Below are 12,075 nucleotides of genomic sequence, written 5' to 3'. Positions count from 1 at the left end.
GGGTATCGGGTTCCCACATTCATCCGCACATGTGCGGATGAATGTGGGAGGTGTTCGGATAAAGTTGATAATCAAGGCCGGTTTACAGCTTATTGCCTGCTAAAACGTGATTTGCTGATTGCTTTCAAAGACATATAAAGGTGCACTGTTCGTTAAGACCTCTTTTAGGTTGATCCCAATGCGTCTGCGTGCCACCATTTTGTTTAAACAGACATGACTTGACTAACCGAAGCAAATATGTTTAGAACTCTAGCCCATGTAGTCATTGGATGTTAGGCGATGTGGAGAGGGTTGGCGGCGTCGACGGCATCGGGGGCGTCGGAGAGGCCGTCAGGAGCAGCGTCTGCCGGGTCCTCGTCGGGGGTCTCGATCTGTTTGATCATTACCTCTTGGCCCTGCAGCAAATAGGTCTCGCCGCTACCGCACTGGGGACAGGTCTTGCCGTGCTCGACCGTCGCGTAGTCGCAGCCGCACGCCTCGCAATGTGTCACGGCCTCGACGGGCTCCACGATAAGCTCCGCGTCCTCGGTGATAGGCTTTTTATCTGCTGCCCAGCGCCAAGCGTCGAGCAGCAAGTCGGGAACGACGCCCGAGACCTCGCCCAGTAGCAACGTCACGCTCGAAACGCGACGCACGCCATTGGCGCGCGCCACGTTCTCAACATCACGAATAATGTGATAAACGATTCCCAATTCATGCAAGGTAGAAACCTTTCAACAACGGTTGATGCGATGCAAACTCAAAGCAAGGGGACGGCGAAGTCTAGCCTGCGCCGTCCCCTTACCCGCCATGGTTACCTATTTACGACCGAACTTGATTTTGATTGCACGCTTTAAAGCATACTTGCCGAGGCTTGGGAGCTTTTGCTCGTATTTGACCATCGTAGAGCACTCGGGGCGGTCGCGATCCAGATGGATAGCGTCAAACGCGCACTTGGTGGTGCACAGGCCGCAGCCGATGCACTTGTTGGGGTCGACGATCGAGGCGCCGCAGCCCAGGCAGCGGGCGGTCTCGGCGCGCACCTGCTCCTCGGTAAAGGTCTCAACATACTCGCTAAACGGCGCAGCCTTCTCGCGTTCGCGGTCCACATGCGCAACCTCGCGGCTCGCGTTGTCGTAGCTCTCGAGCACAACGTCGTTGCGGTCGAGCGCGGTGTAGCGGCGCTGGTTGCGGCCGATGGTGAGCGTGGAGCCCGGCTGCACAAAGCGATGGATGGACACCGCGGCCTCGTGACCGGCGGCGATAGCGTCGATGGCAAAGCTGGGGCCAGTGTAGACGTCGCCACCCACAAAGATGTCGGGTTCGGCGGTCTGGTAAGTCTGGGGATCGGCAAGGGCACCCTGGCCGCGGCCGAGCTCCACCTTGGAGCCAGCCAGCAGGTCGCCCCACACAATGGACTGGCCAATCGACATGACGACACGGTCGGCATCGACACGGCGCAGATCGTTCTCGTCGTACTCGGGCGCAAAACGGCCCTCGTCGTCAAAGACACGCGTGCAGCGCTTGAAGGTGATACCGCACACACGACCGGCCTCGTCCAGGTGAATCTCCTTGGGGCCCCAGCCGCAGCTGATGTGAGCGCCGTCCTCAACGGCCTCGCGACGTTCTTCCTCGCTGGCGGGCATCTGGACCTCGCTCTCCAGGCAGAACATCTCAACGTGCCCAGAGCCCAGACGGCAGGCGTTGCAGGCAACGTCGATGGCCACGTTGCCGCCGCCCACCACAATGGTGCGGCCGGACAGGGTATCGATCTTGCCGCTGTTAACCTCGCGAAGGAAGTCGACGGCCACGGTCACGTCCACGGCATCCTCGCCCGGAATACCGGCAAGGCGGCCGCCCTGGCAGCCGATGGCCACGTAAAAGGCCTTAAAGCCCTGCGCGCGCAGCTCGTCGAGCGTCACATCACGACCGACCTCCACGCCATAGCGGAACTCGGCACCCATCAGGCGAATGATCTCGACCTCGGCCTCAATGACGTCCTTCTGCAGCTTAAAGCTGGGAATGCCGTAGGTGAGCATGCCGCCCGGGCGCTCGTTTTTCTCGAAGACGACGGGCTTGTAGCCCTTCTCGGCCAGATAGAAAGCGCAGGACAGGCCGGCCGGACCGGCACCGATGATGGCGATCTTCTGATCAAAGCCGCCAGCGCGCGTCGGCGTCACCACGGGCGGGACGTAGCGGGTCGCGGCATCCAGATCGCGCTGGGCGATGAACTTCTTGACCTCGTCGATGGCCACGGCGGCGTCCACACGGCCGCGGGTGCAGGCGTCCTCGCAGCGGCGGTTGCACACACGGCCGCAGATAGCGGGCAGCGGGTTCTCGCGCTTAATGAGTGCCAGCGCCTCGTCATAGCGACCCTGAGCCGCGAGCTTCAAATAGCCCTGAACGGCAACGTGCGCGGGGCAGGCCGTCTTGCAGGGAGCGGTGCCGGACTCATGCGTCTCGATGCGGTTGTCGTTGCGGTAGTTGGGCGACCACTTGGTGTGGTCCCACTTGGTGGCATCGGGCAGCTCCTGGCGCGGATACTCGGGCACCTGTCCGCCGGCCTTTTTGCTGCAGAGCTTCTGGCCCAGCTTGGCGGCGCCGGCCGGACACACCTCGACGCAGCGACCGCAGGCCACGCACTTGTCCTTCTCGACCTTAGCGACATAGGCCGAGCGCGACAGGTTGGGCGTGTTGAACAGCTGCGAGGTGCGCAGGGCGTAGCACACGTTGACGTTGCAGTTGCAGATGGCGAAGATCTTGTTCTCGCCGTCGATATTAGTGATCTGGTGCACAAAGCCGTTGTCCTCGGCCTGGCGCAAGATGTCGTAAACCTCGTCGCGGGTCACGTAATGGCCACGATCGGTCTCAACCACGTAGTCGGCCATATCGCCCACGGCGATGCACCAATCGGCCGGGTCGTCGGCGCAGCCCTCACCCATCACGCGACGGCTCGCGCGGCAGCTGCAGGTGCTGGCGGCATATTTGCCATCGTATTTGTCGAGCCAATGCTCGATATGCTCGATCGGCACCGAGGTGCTCGCGGCGTCGATGGCCTTCTCGACCGGAATGACGTGCATGCCGATGCCGGCGCCTCCGGGCGGCACCATCGGCGTGGCCTTGGACAGCGGTCCCTTGGACGCCTGCTCAAAGAACTTGGCATAGACCGGGTGCTCCTCGAGCTGGCTCACGCGCATGTTGAGGAACTCGGCAGAACCCGGCACCAGCATGGGCAACACCCATTGCTTGGCGCGCTCGGGGTTTTCCCAGTTGTACTCGAGCAGACCCGTGTAGCTCATGTCGTCGAGCATCTTCTCGATATCGGCTTCGGGCATGCCGGTGAGCTTGACCATCTCGGGCAGCGTATAGGGACGGCGCATCTTCATCTTGCAGAGCACTTCGGCCTGCTCGTCGGTTGCGGCCTCGGCAAACGACCAGTACTCGTAGCCCAGCAGCTCGTCGCGATGCAGCAGACGGTTGGTGCAGTGCTCGCACAGCTTGACGATGGCCTCGCGCGGATGCTCCGGCAGCGGCGGCACGAACTCCGAACCGATGTCGGGCTCGGTGTAACTAATCCCCGGTCCGTTGAGAATCATGGTTGTCCCTTCTCTTGCCGCAGCCCGGCGGGACCGCAGCGCCCCTCTTTTTTTGCAGGCCGGACATGCCCCCATGCCGTTCACCCGCCATTGTTGACATTGTGTCAAAAATAGTATTGACGAACCGTCAACAATATTCAAGACTGTTAGGCGAACGGTCAGGCAAAAGAGGATGAAAGGCGGCAAAACATGGGCAATAACACAGCAGGTACCTCTGTGGTCGATGCCGTCCCCGCATCCGATAGCGCGGCAAAGCGCCTGACGGGCGACGAACGCCGTCGCGAGATCCTCGATGCCGTGCGCACCGTAAGCTCCGAGCTGGGCGTGTCCCACCTATCGGTATCGGCCGTGACCAAGCGAGCCGGCTGCACGCGTTCATTGTTCTACCACTACTTCGCCGACATGGACGCCGCCGTCACCGCTGTTATGGACGAGGCGATCGACGACTTTATCTCCGAACTCGAGCGGTGGAACGCCGACCGCACCGTCGGTGATATCGAGGGCGCGCTCGACACCGTCGCCCCGCTCTTTAAGCGCCTGGTCGCCAGCGGCCACGAGCTGCCGAGCACGCTTACCTCGAGCAGCGGCGCGCTCTACGGCGGCTTTTTGCACAACGTGGTCCAGCGCGTGGCGCAGTATATCTGCGACACCACCGTAGTGGATTTTGTCGCCCATCATGAGCTACGCATCGACCATGTCTACGAGACGTTCTACACCCTCATCATGGGCCTTTTGATGTATATCCGCACGCACCCCGATGTGCCCGACGAAACGGTCAAGGAAATCATCGCCTCGACACTCCACATCGAGGGCTATACCGCCAAGTATCCGGAGCGCAAGCCCCAGAACTGACGACATTTGGCCAAACTGTCCGCGATCAGAAGAGGGGCCGCGGGCGTGTGAAAGGAGAGCAGCATGCTGTTCGATGTTTGGGGTAGCGATACCCTTATCCACTGGGCCGGCTGGGCCATGGTCTTTATTGGCCTGATCGTGCTCAACGAAGTCGGCCGCCGCACCAAGCTGGGCGCGGCAATCATCTTTGGCGTGGCTCCGCTGGCCATGACCATCTACTGCGTCGCCATCGCCGTGGGCGTTTCGCAAGGCGCCGAGTGGGCGCTCACCAACCCCACCCATGTGTACCAGAACAGCTGGTTCCACTACGCCAAGGTATACGCGGCACTCGCCGGTTGCTGGGGCTTCATTGCCATTAAGTACCAGTGGGGAAAGATCGGCAAGGCGCATTGGTTCCGCGCATGGCCGTTTGTGATCGTCGCCATCAACATCATGATCGCCGTCGTATCCGACTTTGAGAGCGCCTATCACTTCTTTGTCCTGGGCGAGTCCACCTGGGTCACCTCCGAAGGTGCTACGCAGCTGGCCGGCTGGAACAACGTGTTCAACGGCATCGCCGGTCTCATCAACATCTTCTGCATGACCGGTTGGTGGAGCGTCTACGCCTCCGAGGATCAGACCGATATGCTGTGGCCCGACATGACCTGGGTCTACATCATCGCCTACGATATCTGGAACTTCTGCTACACCTACAACTGCCTGCCCACCCACTCCTGGTTCTGCGGCTTTGCGCTGCTGCTGGCGCCCACCGTCGCCGCCTTTATCTGGAACAAGGGCGGCTGGATCCAGAACCGCGCCTTTACGCTGGCTATTTGGTGCATGTTTGCCCAGGTATTCCCCTACTTCCAGGAGGAGTCCATCTTTGTGACCCACTCCACGCTCGACCCCGGCGCCGCTACCGCGGTCTCGATCGCCGCACTGGTCGCCAACGTCGCCGCGATCATCTACATCGCCTACCGCGCCAAGAAGCTCGGCCGCAATCCCTACAAGCAGGATGTCTTTGAGGGCACCAGCGATTGGGAGAAGGCTACCGCTCGCCGCGCCAAGGTGGATTACGCACACGCCGAGTAACGCGCCCGGCGCAGACATCGCTTGAGCACGAAGCAGCATAGCCGGCTCCGCGCAACTCAACGCATTGTAGAGCCCCCGGAATGTGATTCGTTCGCGTTCCGGGGGCCTTTTGCCGCCGCGAGGATGCGGCCGAACGATGCGCTCAGGTTAAATCGGATCTTATATTTCGCACGCGCTTTATATGGCTCCATTTTTGGGTACAGTGTTGTCCCGATATTGAGCTTGGGGGATGTATGAATGATGAGACGATGGGCCAAGAGGATGCGGCCCAAGATGCAGAAGCTTGCGCTGAGGCCTTGGAGAGCTTAGACCGGATTTCACTCGATGAGATTGCGTTTGACGATTCGGGCGTTGATGTGCAGGATGAGCCAGAAACCGAGGCGCAGTCCGATGATCAGGATGCAGGCGACGTTGAGCCTGCCGAGGATGAGGCAGATCACGAAGACGCCGAAAGCGAGGCCGGCAACCAGCCCGAATCCGACACGGGCGAGGAAACCGTCTTGCTCGACAGCTTACCGGCCGAGGATTCGCTGACTCGCGAGCTTCCTGGCCTGGGTTCCGCACCAGCCGTGGATGAGACCATCGCCATGGGCGATATTCCCCTGCCGTCCGTTCCCTCGGCACACGAAGCCGAGGTCCGCCATCGCAAGATGTCGCCCAAGCGCCGCAATCTGATGGTCGCCGGCATCGTGGCCGTCGCGCTCGTCGCCGGCGGTGCAGGCTATGCTGCCTGGAACGGATATCAGCAAGAGCAGGCTGCCGCTGTCGCCGCCAATGCCCACACGATGATGTCAGTGCAAATTGGCGTGCATGCCGCGGGCCTCGACTGTTCCACCGGCTCCAAGATTCCCGTACAGGTGAGCGGTCAGGATTCTGACGGCTCCTCCGTGAGCGAAACGCTCTATGTTGACGAGCACGGCCGCGGCATCAAACTGCTGCCCGGCGATTACACGCTCTCCATCGCCGCCTCCCCCATCGCGGCCGACGGCACCATCTATACCGTCCCGACCACCAAGACGCAGGTCACCGTTAAGAGCGATGAACAGGATTTAAGTGCCCAGGCTACCTTTAAGCTCAAGGTGCCTTCGGCCGACACGGTAACCGACGACCAGATCGATGCCGCCGCCAAGTATGCCGAGGAGGGCGGTGCGAGCTCCGCCGCCACCGCCAAGGTACTCCAGCAGGCGGCAACCGCGCGGCGCGACGCCGCCGTCAATGCCGTGAGCGCGCAAAAGGCACAGGCGGCCCGTGATGCCGACGCCCGTCACAAGGCAACCGACCTTTACCAGCTCGATATCCCCGTCGAGTGGTACGGCAAGGTCGAGACTTGGCAGAATGGCAGCACACTATGCATCTATCTTGCCGGCGACAGCGATACGCCGATCGTGACGCTCGTCGCGGTGCGCGAGGGCGAGAGCTTTACGCCCGATGAGGGCGATACGGTTTTGGGTGCGGCCAATCTGGGCAACGGTTATACCGTCTATGCCAGCGGCCCCGTCTATCCGTACGTGGTGCCCCAGACTATCAACGGGCGCACCCAGGATCCCGTGTCGACCTACCCCATGGACACGGCCATTGAGCTTGTCGAGCTGACGACCGGCAACCGCTACACCTATAGCCAGATCAAGAATGTACTGGTCGGCAAAGACGGCAAAGCCGACGCCGCGACCAAACTCGAGACCGACTACCTCGCGCAGATCCTGCTGCCGAGCATCAAGGCCCAGGACTAGCCGGGCGCAGCAAGGTGCTCCCCAACCGTGATGAAGGAGCCAGGAGGTCCTGACCCCACAGGTCCATAGATGATTAGGCAAGGAGCCATTTCCATGCGGGCATAACGTGTACCACACCGTGCTCGCATGGAATATCGGCCTGTTCATCCATGGTAACGATTGCCGACTCACCAAGATCGAACTGGGCCATCGAGGCATCAAGCGCAGCAATTTCGCGCTCGCGCGTTTTCTCACTTGTCATATCCGCACTCACCTGAATCAGGCTATAAGCCTGCATGAGAAGTGCATCCCCAGCCACAAAGTCCACCTCATGGCTTTTGCTCTTCTCTTTGATCAGCAGGCGGCAGACCGAGCCGGTCCTCACCGCGGGAGTCCTTCTTCTTAGCGCATTGAACACCGCGGTCTCGAGCCTCTGGCCCTGGTCCAATGCCGATGCGGGAGAGAATGCTCCAAACATCGCAGGGTCGACAGCGTAGACCTTAGACGCAGACCGCATGTTATTTGCCAGTGAACGCGTGAATTCCGGCACAGAAAACAACAGGTAGGCGTCCTCATAATACTCAAGTAAGTCGCTGAGCGAATTACGACTGACGGGTATCTGTCTGCTCTTGAACTCGTTATACACTTTGTTCACTGACAGCTCTCGTCCCGAAGATGCCATACACCGCGTCAGGAACAGCGATGCCAGGCGAGGGTTCTTGACGTCGTAACGCTCAACGACGTCCATGGCAACCGTTCGCGACGCATATTCCTGTAGCAGCTGAATCGCGTCTGCGGGCGTCTGCTCAAGTGTCGCGATGAATCCCCCTCGTTCAAGATATCCGATCAGATGATGCCGAAGCAGCGCTGCATCGCTCGGGGAAAAGGCCGCATCTGGCTCGGGAACGCTCCCCGTCTTATATCGAACGTATTCCGAAAAACTCAACGGAAAAAGCTCTCGTACAAGAGAACGACCCCTGAACTCGCTCTTAAGTTCTGAGGACAGCATCTTAGAAGAGGATCCCGTTACATAGACGGTCGCTTTCTCCGTATCGACTACACGCCGCAGGAACGCACCCCATTCGGGAATTTCCTGGATCTCGTCAAAGAAAATGTAAGCGCCCTCGGTTCGAGCAGCAGGATACAGCGCATAGAACGTGTCGAGCACGTCCGCCAGCAGCGATGACTCATACGGGCGCAACCGCTCATCCTCAAAATTGAAGTAAAGCATCCGGTCAAGCTCGACGCCCCGGCTCTGAAGCCGCTGCATCTCCTGATACAGGCGATACGTCTTTCCACAACGGCGGGCCCCCACAATCACATTTACGATGTTGTCGCGCTTTGGCTCCTGTGGGTTTCCCAGATCGAGGTCTCGCTCAAAGACCTGCGGAACCCCCTGCTGCTCAAAGTCCTTTATTTTCTGGGCGATCAAGTCGTTGAATGCCATGATTCTCCAATCTTGCTCTCTAGCTAATCAAAATTATAGCGATTCTTGATTAATTAGAGAGCAAGATTGTGTGTAGCTTGATTAACACTTAAGCAAGTTTTATCACCGTTATTGCTCCGAAGGATATCGAGTGGCTAAGAGGACAACCGAGCTCGAATGCGACTCCCCGAGCAGTCAATTTGGGACGGGGCTTTTTTGACTACCCTCCCCCTGTAGAAAAATCCCTAACGCAGTTGCGGTGAAATAGGGATTGTTTTTGCTGGTCAAACCGCAAAACAGTCCCTATTTCACCGCAACTTATTGGTGACACTCAGCGCCAGGGGTCGGCTTCGAACAGCGGCTCGCGCTCGGGGCGGCGATCGCTGTAGGGATCGTAGCCGTCATCGTCCTCGTTCTCGGCACGGATGTAGGGGTCGCGCGGCTTGGGCGCCGGCTTAGGCACAGGCTTGGGTGCGGCGGGTGCGGCATCGGTCGCCGGCGCGCTTGTCTTGATCTCGTCTTTCATCTGCATAGCTCCTCGCATCGCATCCGTTCAATATCATCGATTGTCGCACGAAAAAGGGCGGCGGACCCAATTGGATCCGCCGCCCTTGGCGTTTAGAGACGGCTGGTAGATTTTAAGGCATGGCCCAAAACCTACTCGGCGTCGGGGACCTCGTAGGTGGCCGCCGGCGTGTTGTCGCACACGACGGTAAAGCCGCCGTCCTTGTCGGCATCGACCGTCACCTGATCGCCCTCGCGCACCGTGCCGTCGATGATAGCGGCGGCGATGGCATCCACGACCTCGCGCTGAACCAGACGCTTGAGCGGACGGGCGCCAAAGACCGGGTCCAGGCCGCCCACGGCGAGCATCTGCTTGGCCGCCGGGGTGATGGCAAGCGTCATGCGCTCCTTGGCCAGACGCGCGCGGACGTCGGCGAGCTGGATGTCGACGATCTTCTCGATCTGCGCCATGCCGAGCGGATGGAACACCACGATATCGTCGATACGGTTGAGGAACTCGGGGCGGAAGGTCTGAGCCATGGCCGCGTCGACCTGATGGCGCATCTCCTCCTCGTCCTTGCCCGAAAGCTCGGCGATAGCCTTGGAGCCCACGTTAGACGTCATGATGATAATCGTGTTCTTGAAGGACACCTGGCGACCCTGACCGTCGGTCAGACGGCCGTCGTCAAGCACCTGCAACAGCACGTTGAAGACATCTGGATGGGCCTTCTCCATCTCGTCGAGCAAGATCACGGAGTAGGGGCGACGGCGCACGGCCTCGGTGAGCTGGCCGCCCTCGTCGTAACCCACGTATCCCGGGGGCGCACCGATCAGACGCTGGACGCTGAACTTCTCCATGTACTCGGACATGTCGATACGCACGAGCGCGCGCTCGTCGTCGAACAGGCACTCGGCAAGCGCCTTGGCGAGCTCGGTCTTGCCCACGCCGGTGGGGCCCAGGAAGAAGAAGCTGCCGATGGGCTTGTCCGGATCGGAGAGACCCGCACGGCTGCGGCGCACGGCCGCGGCGACGGCGGAGACGGCCTCGTCCTGGCCGATGACGCGCTTATGCAGCTCACCCTCCAAGCCCTTCAGCTTGTCGAGCTCGCCCTGCATCATCTTGGACACGGGCACGCCGGTCCAGGCACTCACGACCTCGGCGATCTCATCGGAGGTCACCTGTTCGTTGAGGCCCTCGCCGTCCTGCTGCTTTTGCGCCTCGAGCGCAGCCTCGGAATCCTGAATCTGCTGTTGCAGGCCCGGAATCACGGAGTAGCGCAGCTCGGACGCACGGCCCAGATCACCATTGCGCGTCGCGCGCTCCTCTTCGCTCCTGGCCTCGTCGAGCTGTCCCTTGAGCTCTTGCACGTGGTCGATGGCGTTCTTCTGGTTGAGCCAGCCAGCCTTTTGCACGTTGAGTTTTTCCTGGACCTCGGCGATCTCCTGACGCAGGGCCTCCAGACGCTCCTTGGAGGCGTCGTCGGTCTCCTTCATGAGCGCCTGCTCCTCGATCTGCAGCTGGGTGAGCTGACGCGTGGTGGCGTCAATCTCGACCGGCATGCTGTCGAGCTCCATGCGCAGGCGGCTTGCCGCCTCATCGACCAGGTCGATGGCCTTGTCGGGCAGGAAGCGGTCGGCGATATAGCGATCGGAGAGGTCGGCGGCGGCCACGAGCGCGCTATCGGTGATGTGCACGCCGTGGAAGATCTCGTACTTCTCCTTGAGGCCACGCAGAATCGAGATGGTGTCCTCGACGGTAGGCTCGCTCACCATAACGGTCTGGAAACGACGGGCGAGCGCCGCGTCCTTCTCGATGTACTTGCGGTATTCGTCGAGCGTGGTCGCGCCGATCGCATGCAGGTCGCCACGGGCGAGCGCCGGCTTGAGGATGTTGCCTGCGTCCATGGAGCCCTCGGTGGCACCCGCGCCCACAATGGTGTGAAGCTCATCGATGAACAGGATGACCTTACCTTCGGATTTTTGCACTTCTTTGAGCACGGCCTTTAAGCGGTCCTCGAACTCACCACGGTACTTGGCGCCGGCGACCAACGCGCTCATGTCGAGCTCGATGAGGTCGCGGTCGCGCAGGGTGCTCGGCACATCGCCGGCCACGATACGCTGGGCGATGCCCTCGACGATAGCCGTTTTACCGACGCCCGGCTCACCGATGAGCACGGGGTTGTTCTTGGTGCGGCGGGACAGAACCTGAATGGTACGGCGGATCTCGTCGGTACGGCCGATGACCGGGTCGAGCTTACCGGCGCGGGCAAGATCGCAGATGTTGCGACCGTACTGCTCCAACGCCTCAAACTGGGTCTTGTCCTCGGCAGACGTCACGCGGTCATCGCCACGCAGCTCCTCGTAGACCTGCTCGATGCGCTCCTTGGTCACGCCAGCGTCACGCAGTACACGACCAGCCTCGCCCTTGTCCTCGGCAAGCGCCATCAGCAGATGCTCGGTCACCACAAAGCTGTCGCCCATCTTGGTGGCCTTCTTCTCGGCCTTTTCGATGACGCGGACGAGCTCGTTGGACAGGCCCATCTGCTGACCCTCGCCCGAAACCTTGGGCGCGCGGTCGACGGCATCCTGCGTGGAGCGTGCGAGCTGGGCCGGATCAGCGCCGATGCGCTCGATGATCACGGAGATATTGCGCTCGCCGGCACCGAGCAGGGCAGACAGCAGGTGAATCGGCTCCACCGCGCCGGCCTGCGCATCGGCAGCCGTGCTCATGGCGGTCTGCAACGCCTCGCGCGACGTCATTGCTAGCTTATCGATTCTCATGGAATCACCTCTCTTGGGGCGGCCGCCCTACGGGGCGGCTTCACGTTGTTCGAGAAGTATTGTTGCCCGCTTTGTGCGATCTTATACATAAATCTAAGTCTCTATATATAAGATTTTCTGAGTGTTCCCACGACATGCAAACCACCACAAAGGGGAC

At 60.6% G+C, this 12,075-nt stretch carries 8 protein-coding genes; 3 read left to right on the top strand and 5 right to left on the bottom strand.

Annotated features, from left to right (window positions below; translation table 11 throughout):
* Window positions 1-272 precede the first annotated feature (272 nt).
* Together I4W09_RS07920 and I4W09_RS07915 are read right to left on the bottom strand one after the other, a co-directional pair.
* Window positions 273-701 carry a hydrogenase maturation nickel metallochaperone HypA/HybF gene (locus I4W09_RS07920; protein WP_196033416.1) on the bottom strand — a complete coding sequence of 143 codons (429 nt, stop codon included), beginning with the start codon at window positions 699-701 and terminating at the stop codon, window positions 273-275.
* 96 nt (window positions 702-797) lie between these two features.
* Window positions 798-3,575, bottom strand: a complete 2,778-nt coding sequence (locus I4W09_RS07915; RefSeq protein ID WP_196033412.1) for an FAD-dependent oxidoreductase — start codon at window positions 3,573-3,575, stop codon at window positions 798-800.
* A gap of 189 nt (window positions 3,576-3,764) precedes the next feature.
* Here I4W09_RS07915 and I4W09_RS07910 point away from each other — a divergent pair, with 189 nt between their 5' ends.
* The 3 genes from I4W09_RS07910 (at window position 3,765) to I4W09_RS07900 (ending at window position 7,228) form a co-directional block, all read left to right on the top strand.
* Complete coding sequence (locus I4W09_RS07910; RefSeq protein WP_117770275.1) at window positions 3,765-4,427, top strand: TetR/AcrR family transcriptional regulator; 663 nt, start codon at window positions 3,765-3,767, stop codon at window positions 4,425-4,427.
* A 63-nt stretch (window positions 4,428-4,490) separates the two neighbouring features.
* Window positions 4,491-5,498, top strand: coding sequence for a DUF5692 family protein (locus I4W09_RS07905; RefSeq protein ID WP_117770274.1), 1,008 nt, complete (start codon window positions 4,491-4,493; stop codon window positions 5,496-5,498).
* A gap of 233 nt (window positions 5,499-5,731) precedes the next feature.
* A complete protein-coding gene (locus I4W09_RS07900; RefSeq protein WP_196033408.1) occupies window positions 5,732-7,228 on the top strand; it encodes a hypothetical protein in 1,497 nt (498 codons plus the stop codon).
* 73 nt (window positions 7,229-7,301) lie between these two features.
* Here I4W09_RS07900 and I4W09_RS07895 read toward each other — a convergent pair whose 3' ends face one another.
* From I4W09_RS07895 to clpB, 3 genes are all read right to left on the bottom strand, one after another.
* Window positions 7,302-8,654 carry an ATP-binding protein gene (locus I4W09_RS07895; RefSeq protein ID WP_196033405.1) on the bottom strand — a complete coding sequence of 451 codons (1,353 nt, stop codon included), beginning with the start codon at window positions 8,652-8,654 and terminating at the stop codon, window positions 7,302-7,304.
* A gap of 310 nt (window positions 8,655-8,964) precedes the next feature.
* Window positions 8,965-9,159 (bottom strand): hypothetical protein, encoded by a 195-nt coding sequence (locus I4W09_RS07890; RefSeq protein WP_226790497.1) that lies wholly within the window; start codon window positions 9,157-9,159, stop codon window positions 8,965-8,967.
* Window positions 9,160-9,290: 131 nt separating this feature from the next.
* A complete protein-coding gene (clpB, locus tag I4W09_RS07885; protein ID WP_148332492.1) occupies window positions 9,291-11,918 on the bottom strand; it encodes an ATP-dependent chaperone ClpB in 2,628 nt (875 codons plus the stop codon).
* Between the last annotated feature and the right edge of the window lie 157 nt (window positions 11,919-12,075).

Origin of the sequence: Collinsella aerofaciens (assembly GCF_015670795.1) — a bacterium.
GTDB lineage: Bacteria > Actinomycetota > Coriobacteriia > Coriobacteriales > Coriobacteriaceae > Collinsella > Collinsella aerofaciens_Q.
This window is presented reverse-complemented; position numbering and strand designations above follow the sequence as displayed.

Coding starts and splice junctions, on each gene's coding strand:
- I4W09_RS07915 (WP_196033412.1), bottom strand. CDS start 3,575: ATGATTCTCAACGGACCGGGGATTAGTTACACCGAGCCCGACATCGGT.
- I4W09_RS07910 (WP_117770275.1), top strand. CDS start 3,765: ATGGGCAATAACACAGCAGGTACCTCTGTGGTCGATGCCGTCCCCGCA.
- I4W09_RS07905 (WP_117770274.1), top strand. CDS start 4,491: ATGCTGTTCGATGTTTGGGGTAGCGATACCCTTATCCACTGGGCCGGC.
- I4W09_RS07900 (WP_196033408.1), top strand. CDS start 5,732: ATGAATGATGAGACGATGGGCCAAGAGGATGCGGCCCAAGATGCAGAA.
- I4W09_RS07895 (WP_196033405.1), bottom strand. CDS start 8,654: ATGGCATTCAACGACTTGATCGCCCAGAAAATAAAGGACTTTGAGCAG.
- I4W09_RS07890 (WP_226790497.1), bottom strand. CDS start 9,159: ATGAAAGACGAGATCAAGACAAGCGCGCCGGCGACCGATGCCGCACCC.
- clpB (WP_148332492.1), bottom strand. CDS start 11,918: ATGAGAATCGATAAGCTAGCAATGACGTCGCGCGAGGCGTTGCAGACC.